Origin of the sequence: Amycolatopsis sp. La24, from assembly GCF_029087445.1 — a bacterium.
In the GTDB taxonomy this organism is placed as follows: domain Bacteria; phylum Actinomycetota; class Actinomycetes; order Mycobacteriales; family Pseudonocardiaceae; genus Amycolatopsis; species Amycolatopsis nivea.
This window is the reverse complement of the sequence record NZ_JARACH010000078.1, coordinates 1-19,918: the sequence shown is the minus strand read 5'-3', so window position 1 is coordinate 19,918 and position 19,918 is coordinate 1. Positions and strand designations below refer to the sequence as shown.

At 71.2% G+C, this 19,918-nt stretch carries 16 protein-coding genes and 1 rRNA gene; 4 read left to right on the top strand and 13 right to left on the bottom strand.

Translation table 11 applies throughout. The annotated features are described in order from the left end of the window. Positions 1–93 precede the first annotated feature (93 nt). Positions 94–1,380, top strand: a complete 1,287-nt coding sequence (aroA, locus tag PUT80_RS41285; protein WP_275295389.1) for a 3-phosphoshikimate 1-carboxyvinyltransferase — start codon at positions 94–96, stop codon at positions 1,378–1,380. Here the strand turns inward: aroA and PUT80_RS41280 are convergent. Continuing rightward, positions 1,373–2,218, bottom strand: coding sequence for an alpha/beta hydrolase (locus PUT80_RS41280; protein WP_275295388.1), 846 nt, complete (start codon positions 2,216–2,218; stop codon positions 1,373–1,375). The genes aroA and PUT80_RS41280 overlap by 8 nt on opposite strands. Positions 2,219–2,253: 35 nt before the next feature. Beyond that, a complete protein-coding gene (locus tag PUT80_RS41275) occupies positions 2,254–2,934 on the bottom strand; it encodes a GntR family transcriptional regulator (protein WP_275295387.1) in 681 nt (226 codons plus the stop codon). A 135-nt stretch (positions 2,935–3,069) separates the two neighbouring features. Here PUT80_RS41275 and PUT80_RS41270 point away from each other — a divergent pair, with 135 nt between their 5' ends. After that, positions 3,070–4,497 (top strand): NCS1 family nucleobase:cation symporter-1, encoded by a 1,428-nt coding sequence (locus PUT80_RS41270; RefSeq protein ID WP_037815454.1) that lies wholly within the window; start codon positions 3,070–3,072, stop codon positions 4,495–4,497. Further along, positions 4,497–5,204, top strand: a complete 708-nt coding sequence (locus PUT80_RS41265) for an aspartate/glutamate racemase family protein (RefSeq protein ID WP_037815451.1) — start codon at positions 4,497–4,499, stop codon at positions 5,202–5,204. The genes PUT80_RS41270 and PUT80_RS41265 overlap by 1 nt, the downstream gene beginning before the upstream one ends. Positions 5,205–5,208: 4 nt before the next feature. On the opposite strand, the gene PUT80_RS41260 is transcribed toward PUT80_RS41265, so the two are convergent. Next, the gene (locus PUT80_RS41260) at positions 5,209–6,345 is read right to left on the bottom strand and encodes an acyltransferase (RefSeq protein ID WP_275295386.1); all 1,137 of its coding nucleotides are present in this window, start codon (positions 6,343–6,345) and stop codon (positions 5,209–5,211) included. A 391-nt stretch (positions 6,346–6,736) separates the two neighbouring features. On the opposite strand from PUT80_RS41260, the gene PUT80_RS41255 reads away from it, so the two are divergent. Continuing rightward, entirely contained in the window at positions 6,737–8,629 is a 1,893-nt protein-coding gene (locus PUT80_RS41255; protein ID WP_275295385.1) for a glycosyl hydrolase family 18 protein, read from the top strand. Positions 8,630–8,837: 208 nt separating this feature from the next. Here the strand turns inward: PUT80_RS41255 and PUT80_RS41250 are convergent, their stop codons facing one another. The 10 genes from PUT80_RS41250 to rrf all read right to left on the bottom strand — a co-directional run bounded on the left by PUT80_RS41250 (position 8,838) and on the right by rrf (position 19,917). Then, positions 8,838–9,785, bottom strand: coding sequence for a copper transporter (locus PUT80_RS41250; protein ID WP_275295384.1), 948 nt, complete (start codon positions 9,783–9,785; stop codon positions 8,838–8,840). Then, complete coding sequence (gene steA, locus PUT80_RS41245; protein ID WP_037815443.1) at positions 9,782–10,966, bottom strand: putative cytokinetic ring protein SteA; 1,185 nt, start codon at positions 10,964–10,966, stop codon at positions 9,782–9,784. Before steA ends, PUT80_RS41250 begins: the two co-directional genes overlap by 4 nt. Positions 10,967–11,068: 102 nt before the next feature. Continuing rightward, positions 11,069–12,217, bottom strand: coding sequence for a DUF1266 domain-containing protein (locus PUT80_RS41240; protein ID WP_275295383.1), 1,149 nt, complete (start codon positions 12,215–12,217; stop codon positions 11,069–11,071). 9 nt (positions 12,218–12,226) lie between these two features. Then, positions 12,227–14,011 (bottom strand): DNA repair protein RecN, encoded by a 1,785-nt coding sequence (gene recN, locus PUT80_RS41235; protein ID WP_037815441.1) that lies wholly within the window; start codon positions 14,009–14,011, stop codon positions 12,227–12,229. A gap of 97 nt (positions 14,012–14,108) precedes the next feature. Beyond that, entirely contained in the window at positions 14,109–15,038 is a 930-nt protein-coding gene (locus tag PUT80_RS41230) for an NAD kinase (RefSeq protein WP_037815439.1), read from the bottom strand. After that, positions 15,035–15,853, bottom strand: coding sequence for a TlyA family RNA methyltransferase (locus tag PUT80_RS41225; protein WP_275295382.1), 819 nt, complete (start codon positions 15,851–15,853; stop codon positions 15,035–15,037). Before PUT80_RS41225 ends, PUT80_RS41230 begins: the two co-directional genes overlap by 4 nt. Positions 15,854–15,858: 5 nt before the next feature. Next, the gene (locus PUT80_RS41220) at positions 15,859–16,065 is read right to left on the bottom strand and encodes a hypothetical protein (RefSeq protein WP_009079580.1); all 207 of its coding nucleotides are present in this window, start codon (positions 16,063–16,065) and stop codon (positions 15,859–15,861) included. 16 nt (positions 16,066–16,081) lie between these two features. After that, positions 16,082–17,059 carry an HAD-IIA family hydrolase gene (locus PUT80_RS41215; RefSeq protein WP_275295381.1) on the bottom strand — a complete coding sequence of 326 codons (978 nt, stop codon included), beginning with the start codon at positions 17,057–17,059 and terminating at the stop codon, positions 16,082–16,084. Further along, positions 17,052–19,592: a hypothetical protein gene (locus PUT80_RS41210; RefSeq protein ID WP_275295380.1), complete on the bottom strand. Its 2,541-nt coding sequence runs from the start codon at positions 19,590–19,592 to the stop codon at positions 17,052–17,054. The genes PUT80_RS41215 and PUT80_RS41210 overlap by 8 nt, the downstream gene beginning before the upstream one ends. A 208-nt stretch (positions 19,593–19,800) precedes the next feature. Next, positions 19,801–19,917 (bottom strand): 5S ribosomal RNA (rrf, locus tag PUT80_RS41205). Position 19,918 lies beyond the last annotated feature (1 nt).

Here is a 19,918-nt window from a genome sequence, read left to right as displayed (position 1 = left end):
CCGCCAGCATATCCCACTCCCGGCAGATCGCTCGCCGACGCCTCTTCCCGGCGCGGCGGAATCGGTTCACCCGCGCCGCGCTAGGCTGCGCGCGTGCCGAACATCCGCGATGACCACTGGACCGCCCCCGTCGCGGGCGCCTCGCTGGACGCCGCGGTGCGCGTCCCCGGATCGAAGTCGATCACCAACCGGGCCTATGTGCTCGCCGCGCTCGCGAGCGCCCCCACGCGGGTGCGCCATCCGCTCGATTCGCGCGACACCCGGCTGATGCTGGCCGCGCTCGCCTCGCTGGGCGCGCTTTCCGAAGAGACCATCGACGGCTTCCTCGTCCACCCGCTGGGCACCATCAGCGGCCGCGGCGACGAAACGACCGTCACCCTCGGCAACGCCGGCACGGTCGCCCGGTTCACGCCCGCGCTCGCCACCCTCGGCGACGCCTCGGTGCAGTTCGACGGCGACGACGCGATCCGCCGCCGCCCGATCGACCCCCTGCTGGCCGCGCTGCGCAAGCTCGGCGCGCGGATCGACGACGGCGGACGCGGCGCGCCGCCGTTCACCGTGCACGGCACCGGCGGGCTGCGCGGCGGCCGGGTGGACCTCGATTCGTCGGCCTCCAGCCAGTTCCTGTCCGCGCTGCTGCTCGCCGGTCCGGCGTTCGAGCGGGGCGTGACGGTGCGACTGGTCGGCGGCGCCCCGCCGAGCGAACCGCACATCGCGATGACGCTGGACATGCTGCGCCGGTTCGGGGCCACTGTGGAGCGTTCCGGCACGGAATTCCACGTGGAGCCAGCGAAACTGTCGTGCCCGGAGTACGTCGTGGAGCCGGACCTGTCCACCGCGGCCCCGTTCGTGGCCGCCGCGGTCGTCGGCGGCGGGACGGTCCGGGTGCACGGCTGGCCGAAGCAGACCACGCAGCCGGGCGACTGGCTGCGCGGCCTGGTGACCGAACTGGGCGCGAAAGCGACGCTGGACGACGACGGCCTGGTCGTCACCGGCGGCGGCGCGTTCCCCGGCATCGACCTCGACCTGCACGAGGTCGGCGAACTGACCCCGGTCATCGCGGCGATGCTGTGCTTCGCCGAGAGCCCGTCGAGCATCACCGGCGTCGCGCACCTGCGCGGCCACGAGACCGATCGGCTCACCGCACTGGCGACCGAGCTGTCCGGCCTGGGCGCGGGCGTCACCGAACTCGAGGACGGCCTGGAAATCACTCCCGCCGCGATGCACGGCGGGGTTTTCCACACCTACGAAGACCACCGGCTGGTGATGGCGGCGGCGGTGCTGGGGCTGCGCGTGCCCGGCGTGCTGGTCGAGAACCCGGACACGGTCGGCAAGACGTTCCCGAAGTTCGTCGAGACGTGGAGCGACGCCGTCAGCTGAGCAACCGGCGGACCTCCTCCGCCACCGCCTCGGGTTCAGTGACCGGCACCAGATGTCCGGACTCCTCCGCGATCCGATGCCGTCCCCGCGGCGACACCCGTAGCGCGTGCGCGGCATTCGCCTCCGCACGCACCGCCGCATTCATCCCGTCCCCGGCCCGGCCGCCGGACACAACCGTCACCGGGCAGCCGTTCAGCACGGGCGGATTCGTCCGCCAGGCTTCCAGTTCGTCGAGGAAGGTCCGCGCCTGCTCGGTCTGAGTGCGCAACACCTGCGAGGTAAAGGCTTCCCGCACCAGATCGCGCCGGACGTCTTCGGGCGCGGCCCGCAGCATGGGGCGGTACAAGAACTTCAGCAATCCGGTCGCCGCGAGGATCCGGCCGGTGCGCAGCAGCTTCCGTTCGAGGCTGCGGAATCGCGGTGAGAACAGCACGTCCGCCGCCTCGTCGGTCGGGTCCACCAGGACCAGCCCCGACACCTGAGCGGAAGTCCGGGACGCGGCGAGCCGCACGATCGGTCCCCCGGCACTGTGCCCGACGAGCACGTACGGCCCCGGCCCGAAGTGGCTCAGCACGTCCACGAGGTCGTCGGCCATCCGGTCCAGCGTGCGCCCGGCCGGATCCGGCGCGCTGCGGCCGAGCCCGGACCGGTCGTACACCACCGCCCGTGCGAACTCGCCGACCAGCGGCTGCACGAGCCCCCACGACGACCGGCTCGCCGCCGCGCCCGCCTCGAACACCACAGTCGGCGCGTTCTCCGGGCCGCGCAGCACCATCGCGTACAGCCGTCGTCCGTCCTTGGTGGACACCCACTCCGGCTCGCCCTGCACGTGCGCCACCAGCGACCCCCTCGCTTGAAGTTAGGGTCACCTTACTAGCCCGCGGGGCGCTCGTCCCGCTCGTCGTCCCCGAAGAGGTCGCGCAACGTCACCGCGCGGTTGACCCGGACGTGCTCGGCGGCGTACTCGCGCGCCCGCTCCACGTCGCCGGACCCGATGGCGTCCACCAGGCGGCGGTGCTCGTCCAGCAGTTCGCCCCAGTGCTCGTTCTGGCTGGTCAGCCACCGCAGCTGGCCTTCGAGCGGATGCAGCATCGTGGTGAGCAGCCGGTTGCCCGCGATGGCGATGATCTCGTCGTGCAGCCTGCTGTTGACCTCCGAAATCCGCGCGCCGTCGCCACCCTGGGTGACCCTCGCGGACTCGGCTAGCAGCCGCTCCAGCCGGCGCATCTCCGGCTTCCCGGCCCGTTGCGCGGCACGCGCGGCGGCGAGGCTCTCCAGCGCCTCCCGGACGTCGAACAGCTCCTCGACGTCCACGCGCGCCAACTGCCGCACCACCACCCGCCGGGGCGAGGGCACGACCACGAACCCCTCGGATTCCAGGCTGCGGATCGCCTCGCGCACCGGCACCCGCGAGACCCCGAGATCGTCGGCCAGCTCGCGCTCGACCAGCCGGTCCCCCGGCTTCAGCCGCCCGGTCAGGATCCGCTCCCGCAGCTCGTCGAGCACCCGGGCACGCGTCGCCGCGAGCGGCTGCCGCTCCTCCGTGGCGCCCACCTGACCCCCTCTCGCCGACACCGGCCATTCGCGAGTTTATCGGGCAGAGGGTTGACTCAGCAGACCTGCGGCGCGATATTTGGGATCCCAAGTTTGGGATCCCAAAGCTGCCGGCACGTCGACCGGAGGTCTGCAATGACGCACGCCCCGTCCACCGAAACCAGCGCGGACGTCCAGCCGAAACCCGACCCCCGGCTGTGGAACGAGGACCTGGCACCCGCCGAGGAGCGGCGCTGGAAGGTCTACGACATCTTCGCGCTCTGGATGTCGGACGTGCACAACCTCGGCAACTACACCTTCGCCGCCGGCCTGTTCGTGCTCGGCCTGTCGGCCTGGCAGGTGTTCACCGCGCTACTGTTCGGGTTCGTGATCATCTTCTTCGGGATGAACCTGATGGGCCGGATCGGGCAGCGCACCGGCGTCCCGTTCCCGGTGGTCGCGCGGATCAGCTTCGGCACGTTCGGCGCGAACCTGCCCGCGCTGATCCGCGCCGTGATCGCGATCTTCTGGTACGGCATCCAGACCTATCTCGCCAGCGTCGCGATCACCCTGCTCGTGCTGGCGATCGATCCCGGCCTGAAACCGTTGACCGAGCACAGTTTCCTCGGCCTGCACGCGCTCGGCTGGATGTGCTTCGTGGCGCTGTGGCTGGTGCAGGCGTTCGTACTGACCCGCGGCATGGAGGCGGTGCGCAAGTTCCAGGACTGGTGCGGCCCGCTGATCTGGATCGTGATGATCGCGCTCGCGGTGTGGATCCTCGCCGCGAGCCACTGGCACATCTCGTTCACCAGCAGCCCGCGGCGGCTGTCCGGCGGCGAGCAGGTGCGGCAGTGGTTCGGCGCGGCCGGGCTGATCCTGTCCACCTACGGCACGCTGATGCTCAACTTCTGCGACTTCTCCCGCAACGCCCCGGACCAGAAAACGGTGCGGCGCGGCAACTTCTGGGGCCTCCCGGTGAACTCGACGGCGTTCGCGCTGCTGTCGGTGATCGTCACCGCGGGCAGCCTGCAGGTGTTCGGCGAGGCGATCACCGACCCGGCCGAACTGCTCGCCCGCGTGCACAACACCCCGGTGCTGATCATCGGCGCGCTCACCTTCGCCATCGCCACGATGGGCGTCAACATCGTCGCGAACTTCGTCTCCCCCGCCTACGACCTGGCCAACATCTGGCCCAAGCGGATCTCGTTCACCGTCGGCGGGATGATCAGCGCCGTCGCCGCGCTGTGCGTGCTGCCGTGGAAGCTGTACTCGTCGCCGGTGGTGGTCAACTACTTCCTCGGCGGGCTCGGCGCGTTCCTCGGGCCGCTGTTCGGGATCATGATCGTCGACTACTACTTGATCCGCCGCGGCAAGGTGGACGTCGAGCAATTGTTCGTGCGCGACGGCAAGTACCCCAAGGTGAATCCGCGCGCGATGGCGGCTTTCTTCCCGTGCGCGGTGCTGTCCGCGGTGATCGCGCTGGTGCCGTTCTTCGCGCCGGCCGCGCCGTACTCGTGGTTCCTCGGCACCGCCAGCGCCGGACTGCTCTACTACGCCGTTTCGTACCGCCAGCGGAGGGCTTGATGCGGATCCTCGTCACCAACTGCAACACCACCGAGGCCATGACGAAGGAGATCGAGACCGGGGCGCGGGCGGCGGCCAGCCCCGGCACCGAGATCGTCGCACTGACGCCGAAGTGGGGCCCGGAATCGGCGGAGGGCTGGCTGGACAGCTTCCTGTCCGCCGCCGCGGTGCTGGACCTCTTGCGCACCACCGGGGAAACGTTCGACGCGGTCGTCCTCGCCGGTTTCGGCGAGCACGGCCGCGAGGGCGCGCGGGAACTGCTGGACGTGCCGGTAGTCGACATCACCGAGGCCGCGGCGCATCTCGCCGGGCTGCTCGGCCGCCGGTACGGCGTGGTGACGACGCTGGACCGCACGTGCGGGCTGATCGAGGACAGCCTGCACTCGGCCGGAGTGGCCGCCAACTGCGTCGCGGTCGTCGGCACCGGCTTGAGCGTGCTGGAGCTGCGCGACGAGGAACGCACGGAATCCGCCCTGCTCACCGCGGGATTGCGGGCGCGCGACGCCGGCGCCGAGGTGCTCGTGCTCGGCTGTGCCGGGATGACCGGGCTGGACCGCAAGATGTCGGCGATGCTCGACGTCCCGGTGGTCGACGGCGTCGCCGCCGCGGTCCGGCTCGCGGAATCCCTGGTGGCACTGGGATTGCGCACCAGCCGGGCCGGTTCCTACGCGCGGCCGCTCGACAAGCACCGCACCTGGCCGGGCTGACCGCTCAGCCGCGCACCGGCACCCGGGCGCGCCCGGTCAGCGCCTTGCTCCACGGCAGCCGCCGGAGCACCTCGACGATCGCGAAGGTCAGCGCGACCGTCGCCGGGTACGCCACCAGCGTCGTCCACGGCGCGCCGTAGCGGTCGCCGACGAAGACGAACAGCGGGTCCAGCACCGCGATCGCGATCGGGTGGGTCAGAAACACCGCGAACGACCGGTTCACCGCCCAGGACACGAACCTTCCGCCGCGCTGCCTGCTCTCCGCCCATCGCGCGCCCGCGAGGTAGATGCCCGCGATCACCGCGACGAACCACGGGATCAGGTACGGGCGGAAGGCGTCCGACGCCATCTCCGGCCACTCTCCGAAGTGGACACTCACGAAGTAGCCGGTCTCCGCGATCGCGAGCCCGCCCGCCATCGCCAGCAGGACCCAGCGCGTGTGCGTGCGCAACCAGGCGTGCACCGCCTCGAAATGCAGCGCCGCTGCGGCGCCGAGCAGCATGTAGAACTGGTAGACGAGGAAAGTCGCGAAGAACTTGCTGACGAACACATAGCCCAGCGCGGCGGGCGGGTAGCTCATGAAGATCGCGACCGCGACCTGGATCGTGCCGGAGACCGCCAGCACGGTCCACGGACGGCGGCGGATCAGGTCGAACATCTTGGCCAGCAGCGGGAACAGCAGGTACACCTGCAGCGTCACCAGCATGAAATACATGTGGTACCAGGCGTTCCCGGTGAGCAGGTCCAGCCCGAGCGTGCGCAGCTGCGCGCCGACCGACCCGAACGGCTGGCCCGAGGTGATCAGCGTGTAGACCCGGTAGATGACCGTCCAGGTCACGTACGGAATGGCGACCAGCGGAAACCGCCTGCGCCAGAACTTCCCGGTCCGCACCGGCCGGTCCCGGTAGCCGAACACGAGCACGAACGCGGTCAGCGCGAAGAACGCCTCGCGGGTCAGGTGCAGCGGGGTCTGGATCGCGTCGGCGACGACGTCCTGCGGAAAGGTCGTGGAGCCGACCACGTGGATGAGGATGACCAGGGCGAACGTGACGACCCGGTACAAATCGAGCTGACGCAGGTGCGGCGATCGGGCGGGCGCCGGCTCGTCCGCACGGACGAGCGGGATCTCGGTAGTGGTCATCGTTCGGCCGTGCTCCCGGGGTCGTTGGCGCTCATGGTGCCAGGCTCTCGTGCGCAGCTGTGAACCACCCATGATCTTCCTGAGACCCGCCTGATGCCGGACGGGACGGGTGTCGGATCAGCCACACCCGTACGGGTGAACCGGAACCCCGCGGTGGTCCGGACCACTCGCCCCGCTTGGAACAGGCCGTTCGTCGGGCCTTTCCGGACACTTCACCACAAAACGCCCAGGCGCGGAAATTGGTCTAGTCCACAGTATTGACTCCGGCTGTGCCCTGGTTCACATTCGACTACGGGCCGGCCCCCGCTCCTGCAGTGATCACCCGATGTCCGACGCTTGCCGCGCATTCCGGTGCGGCGGGCGGACTTCGCTTGTGCGAGGGAGAACCCTTATGCCCCACCGGACCTTGAGACCGCTGGCCGTGGCCTGCGCCGCCCTGGCCGCCGTGGTCGTGGCCGGTCTCGCCATCCTGGCCCGGCCCGCCCCGGCCACCGCGACGCCCGCGCCCTCTTCGGGAGGCCTGCGCATCGCCTACTTCGACCAATGGAGCATCTACCAGAACGCCTACTACCTCAAGAACGTCGACAAGATCGCCGACAACATCGACTACCTGCTCTACGACTTCGAGAACATCGACCCGAACAACCTCACCTGCTTCGAGACGACCAAGGCGACCACCCCCGACCCGGGCGGCGAGGACGACCCGAACGCGGGCGACGGCGCGGGCGACCAGTTCGCCGACTACCAGAAGTCGTTCGGCTCGGACATCAGCGTCGACGGCACCGCCGACACCTACAACATGCCGATCGTCGGCAACTTCCACCAGCTGCAGGAACTCAAGGCCCGGCACCCGAAGCTGAAGGTGCTGCTGTCGCTCGGCGGCTGGACCTACTCGAAGTACTTCTCCGACGCCGCGGCCACGGACGCCTCCCGCAAGAAGTTCGTGAGCTCCTGCATCGACATGTTCATCAAGGGCAACATCCCGGCCGCGGGCGGTTTCGGCGGCCCCGGCACCGCCGCGAACATCTTCGACGGGTTCGACATCGACTGGGAGTACCCGGCGCACCCCGGCGGCCACACGGGCAACCACTACAGCCCCAACGACACCCAGAACTTCACCTCGCTGCTCGCCGAGTTCCGCGGCCAGCTCGACGCGCTGGGCAAGCACTACGCGCTTTCGGCCGCCCTGCCCGGCGGCCAGGACAAGATCGCGAAGATCCAGACCGACAAGATCCACCAGTACATGGACTTCGCGGACCCGATGACCTACGACATGCACGGCGCGTGGGACAAGACCGGTCCGACGAACTTCCAGGACCCGCTCTACCCCTCGCCGAACGACCCGTCGACGCCCATTCCGCCGGGCACCGAGAAATACACCATCGACCAGGTGATGAAGGCGTACACGCAAGGAGATCCGGCGTACGGCATCCCCGGCGGGTTCCCGGCCTCGAAGCTGACCCTGGGCATCCCGTTCTACTACCGGGGCTGGACCGGCGTCCCGGCCGGCTCGAACCACGGGCTGTACCAGACGGCGACCGGTCCGTCCGCTCCGCATCCGTTGAGCGGCAACGTGCCCGGCGTCGCGATGTACAAGGAACTCACCGGCGTGGTCGACAACCCGGCGACCACCTTTTGGGACCCGACAACGCAATCCGCGTGGTTCTACGACGGGACGAGCTTCTACGGCGGTTCGTCGAAGCAGTCGATCAAGGCGCGCACCGATTACATCCATTGCAACGGCCTCGGCGGCGCGATGATGTTCTCGCTCTACGACCTCGACCCGGATTCGACACTGTTCCACGCCGTGGTGGACGGGCTCGCCGCGCCGACGGAGGGCTGCTCCGGCCCGCCGCCGACCACCTCGACGACGCCCACCACTCCCACTACGCCGACCACTCCCACGACCCCGACCACTCCGACGACCCCGACCACGCCCACCACTCCCACGACTCCGCCGGGCGGCCAGTGCACCGCGGCGGCCTGGGATTCGGGCAAGGTCTACAACGGCGGCGCGGTCGTGTCGTACAACAACCACACCTGGACGGCGAAGTGGTGGACGCAGGGCGAGCAGCCCGGCACCTCGGACGTCTGGTCGGACAACGGAGCCTGCTCCGGCGGCGGCGGTCCCACCACCGCGTGCCCGGCGGCGTGGAACACCTCCCAGTCCTACAACGCCGGCGCGGTCGTGTCCTACAACGGCCACCGCTGGTCCGCCAAGTGGTGGACGCGAGGCGAAACGCCCGGCAGCGCCGCGGTCTGGGCCGACAACGGCACCTGCTGACCCCGCAGCAGGCGCGTGAATGACGGCGGCGCCGGGTTCTCCGCCCCGACAGGAGACCCGGTGCCGCCGCCTTGCCTGTGCTGGTTTTCCCGCCCCGAAGGGAAACCGCCGCGTTGCCCGCGAACACAGCCGGCGGCGGTACCGGATTTCCTCGCCCACGAAGGGAATCCGGTGCCGCCGCCGACTGGTGTGCGGGAGGCGAAAAGTCTCAGTTCCCCGAAGCGGTCACGCCCGGCGCGATCGCCTGCGCGTTGCCCGCGATGCCGTACCGTCCCGACCCGCCGTTGAGCTGTTCCTGCAACGCCAGGATCGTCGCGACCCGGCCCGCGGCCGAATCCGCGTTGTCCACAGTGGACAGAATCGACGTGGCCGAGGTGTCCGCGCGCACCACCCCGATCGGGCCGGAGCCGCCCGCCGAACCCGGGTCCCCGGCGAGCACCGTGCCCGCGCCGGAACGGTCCATCTGCGCGGCGAACCGCGCGATCGTCGCGGCCCGGTCCCCCGCGCCGTCGCCGGTCTGCTGCGCTCCGGTCAGCACGATCGCCAGCTGCGCGGGCTGCACGCCCTGGCTCGGCTTCACGAAACCGCCGTCGGTCAGCCCGCCGAGCGCGGCGGCGAGTTCGTCGCCGCTCGACTGCGGTTTCGCGCTCGCCTTGTCCAGCAGCAGCGTCGAGCCGAGCAGCGCGCCGGCGAGCGTGCCGGAGTCGCCCGCGGTCGGGAACTTCGCCCCGGCCGGCTGCAGCCGCGTGACGACGTCGCGCAACTGGTCGGCCTTCGCCGGGTCGGTGAACGCGTCGGTGAGCTGCAGTTCGCCGGTGACCGAGGCTCCGGCCTGGCCGACGAGCTTCTTGAGCGCGTCGCGGTCGGCCGGGCGCGCGTCCTGCGTGGTGACGAGGACGACGCTGCGCTTGTCGAGCGCGCCCGCGACGACCTTCGGGCCCATCGTCCCGGCGAACGCGTCCGCGTCGGACAGCCGCGCGTTGAGCGAATTGCGCTGCGCTTCGAGATCGGCCACCTGCGTGCCGAGGTCTTTCTTCTGGTCCGCGAGCCCGGACAGCAGCGAACCGTTGAGCGCGGTCGAGCCCAGCACCACGCCGACGGCCAGCGCCAGGAAGCACGCGGTGATGGAAACGATGTGGTACCGCAGGGAAATCACGTGAAGAGACCCTTCACCCAGGCGACGAACGTGGACCAGGTGTGCTGGATCCACTCGAGATAGACGGAGCCGACGTCGGAGACCAGCAGCGCGGCGATGACGACGACGATGGCGGCGAGCACGAGCAGCGCGACCGCGCCGAGCGACACCCTGGCCCGGTGCAGCGTCGCGACAGCCTTGCCGTCGACCAGCTTCGTGCCGAGCTTGAGCCGAGTGAGGAACGTGGACGGGTTCGACCCGGACCGGCCGTGGTCGAGGAATTCCCGCAGCGTGGCCTGGAATCCGACGGTGACCACGAGGCTCGCGCCGTGCGCGTCGGCCAGCAGCAGGGCGAGGTCCTCGGCGTTGCCGGACGCCGGGAAGGTGACCGCGCCGATGCCCAGGTCCTGGATCCGCTCGACGCCCGGCGCGTGCCCGTCCGGCTGCGCGGGGACGACGACCTCGCCGCCGCTGCGCAGCGTCGCGGTGCCGATCCCGGTCGGGTCGCCGACCATGACGTCCGGCTGATAACCCTGCGCGCGCAGGGTGTCCGCGCCCGCGTCGACGCCGATCAGCACCGGCCGGTGCTCGCCGATGTACTTCTTGAGCTTCTTGAGGTCCTCGGCGTGCCCATTCCCCGCGGCGACGACCAGCACGTGCCGGTCGCGCACCGGGACCTTCAGCTCCGGCACGCCGACGCCGTCGAGGATCAGCGTCCGCTCGCGGCGCAGGAACTCGATCGTGTTGGCGGAGAAGGCTTCCAGCTGGGTCGACATCCCGGCCTTCGCCTCGATCATCTGGTCGGCGACGCTTTCCGGGGTCTGCTCGACCCCGGTCGCCAGCTGCCGCTCCCCCAGGTAGACCGCGCCCTCGTGGACGCGCAGCTTCGTGCCGTCCTTGACGCTGCGCAGCAGGTCCCCGCCGACCGAGTCGACCAGCGGGATGCCCGCCGCCACCAGGATTTCCGGGCCGAGGTTGGGGAACCGGCCGGAAATCGACGGGGACGCGTTGACCACCGCGGCGACCTCGGCGGCGACCAGCGCGTCGGCCGTGGCCCGGTCGAGGTCGAGCTGGTCCAGCACGACGATGTCGCCCGCGCTGACCCGGCGCAGCAGTTCCCTCGTGCGCCGGTCGACCCGCGCGACACCGATGACGCCGGGGAGGGCTTCTTGGTTCCGCGCGAGTAGACCAGTGAGCTTCATGTGGCTGATGGTGACAAATTTGTGCCGGGGTGCGGAGCCGACGCGCCGATGCGGACGTGACTCGTTGTGGTGAGCCATGTCGCGCGGTAGGCGGAGCCGGGGTTAACTGTGCGGTCCGCCCGCCTCGAAATCGAGGTTGGACCAGGGGCTCGCGGGATCGTTCAGCAGCCGGTGGCGCACCCGGGCGGCCGAAACGTATTCCGGCCCGAATTCCTCGCCGTCGAGCGCGAGCAGCCTGCCCAGCACGTATCCGGTGGACAATTCCGCCCAGGAACCGTGGTAGCGCCGGGCGATCGCGCCGGCTTCCAGCACCATCAATTCCGCGGTGAGCGCGTCGCAGTACCCGACCGCCAGACCCCAGCGCGCCAATTCGACCGCGCGGCCGACGTCCCAGCCGATGATGCTGTCCACCACGCCGTCCGGCTCGAGCAGGCCGTCGGCGCGGAACCGCTGTTCGTACCGGACGATCCGGCGCACCGCATCGAGGAGCGGACCGGCCTGGTCCTCGGCGTCGTTGTCGGCGCACCACTGCCGGACCAGTTCGACCCAGCCGTAGACGTCCAGCGCCAGCCCGCTGCGGGCGCGCAGCACGAGCACGAGGTTTCCGGTGGTGAGCTGGTAGGAATCGCCGAGCAGCCGGTCCATCGCGGCCCGCCAGCCCGTCGCGTCCGCGACGCCCCACCAGTCGCGCAGGCCGCGGACCTCGGCGACGTAGTCGTGGTAGCGCGCGTCGAGGACGTTCCACGGTTCGGCCGACAGCACCGCCTGGTGCGCGCCGCAGGCGAGCGCGTGCGCGACCGGACCGTCGAGAAGTCCGTACCGGGCCGTGTAAAGCCGCTCGACCTGCTGCTCCACCGCGGTGACCCGGTGCGGGTTCGCGTCGACCCAGGGCAGCACGGCCGCCGCGCTCACCCGCCATTCGCCGAGCGTGCCGCGGTTGAACACGACTTGTTCCTCGTGGCCGAGACCGTGCGTGGCCCAGTCGAGGTCGCCGCTGAGGAACACCACGTCCGCGCCGAAATCCGGCAGCGCGCCGCGGGTGAACACCTGCAGCGACGGTTCGCCGCCGTGCGCGCAGCAGACTTTCGCGGGCGACCAGGTCCGGTCCTGCGCGAGCCGTTGCGCCTCGTCCCGGTGGATCGGCACGAACAGCTCCTCGTCGCCGAGGAGTCCGAGGAAGCGGTCGAGATCGTCCTCCCGCCGCGCGCGGGCGAGTTCGGCTTCGACGTCGGCCAGCGTGGCCCAGGTCATGGAATCCGGTCAGCCCTTCTTCGCGCGCTTGCGCTTCGCGCCGGTGTTCTTCGCCTTGTCTTTCTCCGCCGTGGCAAGGAGTTCCTCGGCGTGGGCGCGGCCGGTCTCGGTGCCGTCCATGCCGGCGAGCATCCGGGCCAGTTCGCGCACCCGGTCGTCCTGGTCGAGCGTTTTCACGCCGCTGCGCGTGACGCCGCCGCTGGTTCCCTTGTCCACCACCAGATGCTGGTCGGCGAACGCGGCGACCTGCGGCAGGTGCGTGACCACGAGGACCTGGTGGGTGCGCGCGAGCCGCGCCAGCCGCCGTCCGATCTCGACCGCGGCCCGGCCGCCGACCCCGGCGTCGACCTCGTCGAACACCAGCGTCTGCACGGTGTCCGCGTGCGCCAGCACGACCTCGATCGCCAGCATCACCCGCGACAGCTCACCGCCCGAAGCGGCCTTGTGCACCGGCAGCGGCGGCGCGCCGTTGTGCGCCCGCAGCAGCAGTTCCACTTCGTCGACGCCGTCCGGGCCCGCGTGCACCGCGTGTCCGTCGATCGCGAGCGCCTGCCGGTCGCCGTGCTCGGCCGGACGCTGCTCGACGGTGATCTCCAGCTCCGCCTGCCCCATCGCGAGACCGGACAGCTCCTTGGTGATCGCCGTCGCCAGTTCCGCGGCCGCCTTGCCGCGCGCGGCGGAAACCTCGGTGGCGTGCGCGACCAGCTGCACGGCCAGCTCGTCCCGGCGCAACGCCAGCGCGGACAGGGCTTCTTCGGACGTGTCCATCGATTCGAGCCGACGGCGCGCGTCTTCGGCCCATGCCAGCACTCCGTCGACATCCGCGGCGTACTTGCGGGTGAGCCGCTTGAGATCGGCCTGCCGCGCGAGCACCTTCTCCAGCAGCGCCGGGTCGGCGTCCAGGTTCTCGACGTAGCTGCCCAGCTCCGCGCCGACGTCACTCAGCAGCGTGGACGCTTCTTCCAGCCGCGGCACGAGGTCGCTCAGCGCGGAATCCTCCGCCGACACCAGCCGCCGCACCGCCTCGCCGACCAGGCCGAGCGCGCCCGGCGCGTCCGGATCGCCGTCCTGCGCGCCGGACACCGCCGCGTGCGCCTCGGTGGCCGTCGCACGCAGTTCGTCGACCGCGGCGAGGCGTTTGATCTGCTCGGTGAGCTCGACGTCCTCGCCCGGTTCTGGGGCGACCGCGTCGATCTCGTTCAGCCCGTGCTTCAGCAGGTCCGCCTGCTGCGCCATCTCGCGGGAGCGGTTGGAGCGCTCGCTCAGCTCGGTGATGACGGCCAGCCATTCCTCGCGGACCTGGCGGTAGGCGGCGAGCGGCCGCCCGACGTCCTCGCCGGCGAACCGGTCGATGACCGCGCGCTGCTCGGCCGGGCGCAGCAGCCGCAGCTGGTCGTTCTGCCCGTGCACGGCGATCACCTGCTCGGACAGGTCGGACAGCACCCCGACCGGCACCGACCGGCCGCCCAGGTGCGCCCGCGAGCGCCCGTCGGCCGCGACCGTGCGCAGCGCGATGACGCTGCCGTCCTCGTCGACGTCGGCCCCCGCGTCGGTGACGATGCGGGCGGCCGCGTCGTCCTTGCCCACGGTGAACCGGCCCTCGACGAATGCCTTCAGCATCCCGTTCCGGACCTTCGACGCCTCGGCCCGTCCGCCCGAGAGCAGATGCAGCCCGGTGACGACCATGGTTTTGCCCGCACCCGTCTCACCGGTGACCACGGTGAAGCCCGCGTGCAGTTCCAGCAGGGCTTCCTCGATGACTCCGAGGCCCTGGATGCGCATCTCGGCCAGCACGACGCATACGGTAGCGGCCCGCACCGACCTTCTGTGCGTTCGAGGTCCGCTAACTCTTCTTTTCGCTGGTCGAACACTTGTGCGGGCGCGTCGCGGATCAGCCGCCCTGGCGCTCCCCGCCGCGCCGGTCGCGCCAGCTGCGCACCGGCAGGCCGAACTTGTACACCAGCCGGTCGGTGAACACGCCGTCCCACAGCCGCACCAGCCGCACCGGCTGCTTGCCGCACACGACGCGCACCAGCGCGCCCGGCGGCAGGTCGAACGACCGCAGCCCGTCGCAGGTCAGCGCCGCCTTCGGGCCCTTCGGGTCGATGCCGACGGTGATCACCGACTCGGGTGACACGACGAGCGGACGGGAGAACATCGCGTGCGCGTTGCTCGGCACCACGAGCAGCGCCTCTACGTCCGGCCACAGCACCGGGCCGCCCGCGGAAAAGGCGTACGCGGTGGAACCGGTCGGCGTCGCGCACAGCACGCCGTCGCAGCCGAAGGACGACACCGGGCGGCCGTCGACCTCGATCAGCGCGTCGAGCACCCGCTCGCGGCTGAACTTCTCGACGCTGGCCTCGTTGAGCGCCCAGGTCCGGTAGATCTCCGCGCCGTCGGCGGTGACCGTGACGTCGACCGTCATCCGGTCCTCGACGTGGTACTCGCGATCGACCACGCGCTGCACGGCGTCGGCGAGCGCGTCCGAATCGGCCTCGGCGAGGAAGCCGACGCGGCCGAGGTTCACGCCGAGCACCGGCACCTCGGCCGGGCGGGCGAGCTCCGCCGCGCGCAGCAGGGTCCCGTCGCCGCCGAGGACGAACACGAGTTCGGCGCCCTCGGCCGGGTTGTGCTCGGGCGCGACCACGGTGCACGGCTTCGCCATGCAGCCGTCCGGGTCGATCAGCTGGAGAACGTCCTCGTCGAGCACGCGCAGCCGGATCCCGGCCTTGGCGAACCGCTGGGACACCTCGCGGGCGGCCTCCCGGGTGGTGTCCCGGTCGGGGTGCACCACGAGGAGCACTTCACGTTCGGCGGTCACTGGGGTCCTTCCTGGACTGCGGTGCGCACGAGCCGTTCGGCGTCCTCGCTGCCCGCGTCTTCCGGCTCCGTTTTGCGGAGCCACACGAAGTATTCGACGTTCCCGGAGGGTCCCGGCAACGGGCTCGCGACGACCCCGCGCAGCGACAGGCCGAGCTTCGCGGCTTCGGCGAGCACGCCCAGCACGGATTCGACGCGCAGTTCCGGATCGCGCACCACGCCGCCGCTGCCGAGCCGGTCCTTGCCGACCTCGAACTGAGGTTTGACCATCGGCAGCAGATCCGCGCCGTCGCGGGCGCATTCGGCGAGCGCGGGCAGCACGAGCTTGAGAGAGATGAAGGAAAGGTCGCCGACGACGAGATCCACCTGGCCGCCGAGGACGTCGGGCGTCAGGTTGCGGACGTTCGTGCGGTCGAGGACCACGACGCGATCGTCGGTCTGCAGCTTCCAGTCGAGCAGCCCGCGCCCGACGTCGGCGGCGATGACCTGGTCGGCGCCGTTGCGCAGCAGCACATCGGTGAACCCGCCGGTGGACGCGCCCGCGTCGAGACAGCGACGGCCCTCGACGGTGAGCCCCTCGGGACCGAAACGCTCAAGCGCGCCAAGGAGTTTGTGCGCACCGCGCGACGCCCAGCCCGGGTCGTCCTCGTCCTTCACGACGATCGGCGCGTCGTTTTCCACGCCGGTGGCAGGTTTCGTGGCGACCATGCCGCGCACGGTGACCTTGCCGCCGGTGATGAGCGCGGAGGCCTGTTCGCGGGAGCGCGCGAGTCCGCGCCGCACGAGTTCCGCGTCGAGCCTGGCCCGTTTGGCCACGCCGGTCAGACCTTGTCGATGCTGGACAGGGCCACGGTCAGCTCGGTGTGCACGGCCTCGAACCGGTCCACGTGCTCGGCGGGCGGCAGCGTGTCGAGGTCGTCGAGCCCGGCGACGGCCTCGTCGATGCCCGCCCGCGGGTCAGTCTGCTGCGGGCCGGGTCCGGGGATCGGCGGGGGTCCGGGAACCGGCCGCGGAACGTTCGGGTGCACAGCCCCAAACTACCAGTCAGGCCAGCCCGAGCCCGGTCACTGCCGCCGCGGCCGCGTCGCCGTCCGCGCGCACCTGCGAGACGCCCGTGCGCCACGCCGCGTCGCACAGCGCGCGCAGCAGGTCGAGCTTGTCGCCTTCGCCGCGGACGGTCAGCACGTCCCCTTCGCTGATCTCCCAGCCGGTTCGCTTGCCGACGCGCAATTCGTCGGCCGGCTGCGCGAGCGCGGTGAGGTCGGCGGCGAGGTGAGTCGGCCGTTCCGCCGGGATCGCGGTGAGCAGCGTCGCCGGAGTCGCGATGCCGGTGAGGACGCACAGCGAGTCGAGCCCCGCCGCGACCGCACCCGCGATGTCCGTGTCGAGCCGGTCCCCGACCACCAGCGGGCGCTTCGCCTTCGCCGACCGCGCGGCCGTCTCGAACAGCAGCGGCTGCGGCTTCCCCGCGACGACCGGCTCCGCCCCGGTGGCGATCTTGAGCGCCCCGACCATGGACCCGTTGCCCGGCATCAGCCCGCGCTCGGTCGGCAGCGTGGTGTCGGTGTTCGTCGCGACCCACAGCCCGCCTGCCCGGATCACGATGCTCGCCTCGGCGAGGTCCGCCCATCCGGTTTCCGGCGAATGTCCTTGCACCACCGCGGAAACGTCGTCGCCCGCAGTCCGCACCGGTTCCAGTCCCACGGCGGAGATCTGGTCGCCGAGCGAGACGGTGCCGACGATGAGCACCTTCGCCCCGGACGGCAGCCGGTCCCGAAGGAGCCCGGCCGCCGCCTGAGCGCTCGTGTGCACCTCTTCGGTGTCCGCGGAGATCCCGCGGTCCCGGAGATGCTCCGCGACCGCCGACGGGGCCTTGGACGCGTTGTTGGTCACGAACCGGACCGCCGTGCCCTTGTCGCGCACGGCGGCCACGGCTTCCGCGGCGCCCTCGATCACCTGCGTCCCGTGGTACACGGTGCCGTCGAGATCGAACAGCAGCGCGTCGTAGGCCACGTCAGTCATCCGTCTCGCTGGAACCGTTCGCCTCGTTCGCGTTCGCCTCGTTCGCCAGGTCCGCGGCCCGCTCGGCGGCGTCGGTCTCGTCCTCGGCGTCGGCCTCCGCGGCGTTCAGGAACCACTGCACGGCCTCTTCCTTGCGCCCGGCAGCCTCGAGGTTGTCGGCGTACGCGTAGAACAGGCGCGCGCTCCACGGATCGCGCTTGGCCGCCTGGAGGTCCGGCCCCTGCAACGACACGACCGCCGCGTCCAGCTGCCCGAGATCGCGCCGCGCACCCGCCGCGACGATCGCCAGCTCGACCTGGGTCGACTTGGTGAGCCGTTCCTTGTCGGTCTCCTTGGCGAGGTCGAGGGCGCGCTCCGGACGGCCGAGCGCGCGCTCGGCGTCCGCGATGATCGCGATGTGCTCGTCGCTGCGCGTCATCCGCCGGACGGCGCGCAGTTCGGACAGCGCTTCCTGCCAGTTGCCGGCGTGGTAGGCGACCAGCCCGAGCCCTTCGCGGACGATCGGCACCCGAGACGCCTTGGTCTTCGCGTACCGCGCGTGCTCGAGCGCGGCCTCCGGGTCCTCGTCGACCAGCCCGCCCGCGGCGACTAGATGCTTACCGACGGTCTCCGCGAGCCCCTTCGGCAGGGTCCGCAGCTCGCGGCGGACTTCCTCGTCGAGGTCGGAGAACTCGATGTCCTCAGGCAGTTCCGGAGCTTCGAGCAGCTCGCGGGCGAGTGCCGCGTCCTGCTCCTCGACCGTCACCGGCCGCTTGGTGCGCGGACGGTCGTCCCTGCGGTCACGCCGGTCACCCCGGCTGTCGCGGCTGTCCCTGCTGCCACGGTTGTCGCGGTCGCCACGCTCGCTGCGATTGTCGCGGTCGCCACGGTCGCTGCGATTGTCGCGCTCCCGACGGTCCTGCCGCTCGCCGCGGTCGTCCCGGCTGTCCTGCGGCCGTTCCTGGCCCTCAGCGGCCTCGACGCTGTCGGTCCGGTCCCCCGCACCCGACTCGACGTCCGCGGTACCCGAGCCCACAGTCACCTCGTCGACCACCGCGGATTCCTCGACCGCAGCCGACGAGGTCTCCTCGACCTCGTCGCGCCGCCCGCGGACACCCTCGTCCTGACGGTCATTCCGGAACCCACCGTCGCGCTGGTCCTTGCGGAACCCGCCCGAACGCTCGTCCCGGCGATCCCCGCCAGGCCGCTTGTCCCCGGCGCGGTCGTCGCGACGGAACCCGCCGGACCGCTCGCCCCGATAGCCGCCCTCGTCGCGCCGTTCATTGCGGAACCCGCCGGAGCGGTCATCACGCCGGTCGTTCCGGTATCCGCCGGAGCGATCGTCGCGCCGATCCCCGCGGTAACCGCCTTCATCGCGGCGGTCATTGCGGAACCCACCGGACCGATCGTCCCGCCGGTCTCCGCGGTAGCCGCCTTCGTCGCGCCGCTCATTGCGGAAGCCGCCCGAACGGTCGTCCCGCCGGTTGTCGCGGAACCCGCTGGAGCGATCGTCCCGGCGATCCCCGCGGTAACCGCCTTCGTCGCGGCGGTCATTGCGGAACCCGCCCGGACGGCTGTCGCGACGCTCGTCGCGATCGTTGCGGAACCCGCGGTCGTCGCGCCGGTTTCCACCGAACCGGTCGTCCCGGAATCCGCCGGACCCGCGCCGATCGTCGCGGAATCCACCGTCGCGCGGACCGCGGTCGTCCCGGTCCCGGTAGCCACCGGGTTTGCCGCCGCGGTCATCCCGGTAGCCGCCCGGCTTGCCACCGCGGTCATCCCGGTAGCCCCCGGGTTTGCCACCCCGGTCGTCCCGATACCCGCCCGGCTTGCCACCGCGGTCGTCGCGGTAGCCGCCGCGCGCCTCGCGATCGCCGGGCTTGCCACCGCGGTTGTCACGGTCGCCGTAACCGCCGCGCCGGTCGTTGTCGCGGAATCCGCCGGACCCGCGCCGATCGTCGCGGAACCCACCACCCTGGGAGTCCTTGCCGCGGTATCCGCCCGGCCCGCGCCGGTCGTCGCTGCCGCGCCGGTCGTCGTTCCAGCGCCCGCCGGACCGCTCTCCGTACGAGGACTTGCCCTGCGGCCGCCCGCCGCGATCGCTGTAAGACTTCCCTTCCGGACGATCACCGTACGATTTGCCGGGCCCGCCGGAGCGCTCGCCGTAGGACGAACGTCCCTCGGGACGCCCCGAACGGTCGCCGTAAGGCTTTCCGCCGGAACGATCGCCGTAAGACTTGCCTTGCGGACGGTCGAACTCGCGCTTGCCGCGGGGGCGGAAGTCGCGGTCGTCGTCACGTTTCCCGGCGTAGCCGCGGTTTTCGCGGGGGCCGTCGCCGCGATCGGGTCGGCCGGCGAACCCGCCGGACCCGCGTGCGCCGCGGTCGTCCCGCCGGGGCCGGCCCTGGTGGCTGTCCCGCCCGCCGCGGTCCTGCCGCGCGCCGCGCCGGTCTCCCCGGGGCGCGTCGGACCGGCCGCCGCGGGAGTCCTGGTCGCGGCGAGCCGACCGACCGGACCCCTCATCCGCTGAGTCACGTCGACCGAACTCGGACACCTGGCCTCCTGCCATAGACAACTCTGGAATTCTGAAGACGGCCCTCCGTACGAGGGCCGATTGACTATCCTACGGGCCCGTTCGGAGCAACCTCGCGCGGGCGGACCTGAGCCGCCTCGCGCGCCCTCCGAGCGGACGCGAACATGAGTCTGGGCCCCGGGAGAACCACCAGGGGTTCTCGGACCGGGGCCCAGACCTATCAGGTTAAGTTCGGCGGTGTCCTACTCTCCCACAACCCTTCGGTTGCAGTACCATCGGCGCAGTCAGGCTTAGCTTCCGGGTTCGGAATGGGACCGGGCGTTTCCCTGACGCTAAAACCACCGAAA

Bases quoted from the DNA above. Each gene is read 5' to 3' on its own strand.
- PUT80_RS41270 (WP_037815454.1), top strand. From the start codon at position 3,070: ATGACGCACGCCCCGTCCACCGAAACCAGCGCGGACGTCCAGCCGAAA.
- PUT80_RS41265 (WP_037815451.1), top strand. From the start codon at position 4,497: ATGCGGATCCTCGTCACCAACTGCAACACCACCGAGGCCATGACGAAG.
- PUT80_RS41260 (WP_275295386.1), bottom strand. From the start codon at position 6,345: ATGACCACTACCGAGATCCCGCTCGTCCGTGCGGACGAGCCGGCGCCC.
- PUT80_RS41255 (WP_275295385.1), top strand. From the start codon at position 6,737: ATGCCCCACCGGACCTTGAGACCGCTGGCCGTGGCCTGCGCCGCCCTG.
- steA (WP_037815443.1), bottom strand. From the start codon at position 10,966: ATGAAGCTCACTGGTCTACTCGCGCGGAACCAAGAAGCCCTCCCCGGC.
- PUT80_RS41240 (WP_275295383.1), bottom strand. From the start codon at position 12,217: ATGACCTGGGCCACGCTGGCCGACGTCGAAGCCGAACTCGCCCGCGCG.
- PUT80_RS41215 (WP_275295381.1), bottom strand. From the start codon at position 17,059: ATGACTGACGTGGCCTACGACGCGCTGCTGTTCGATCTCGACGGCACC.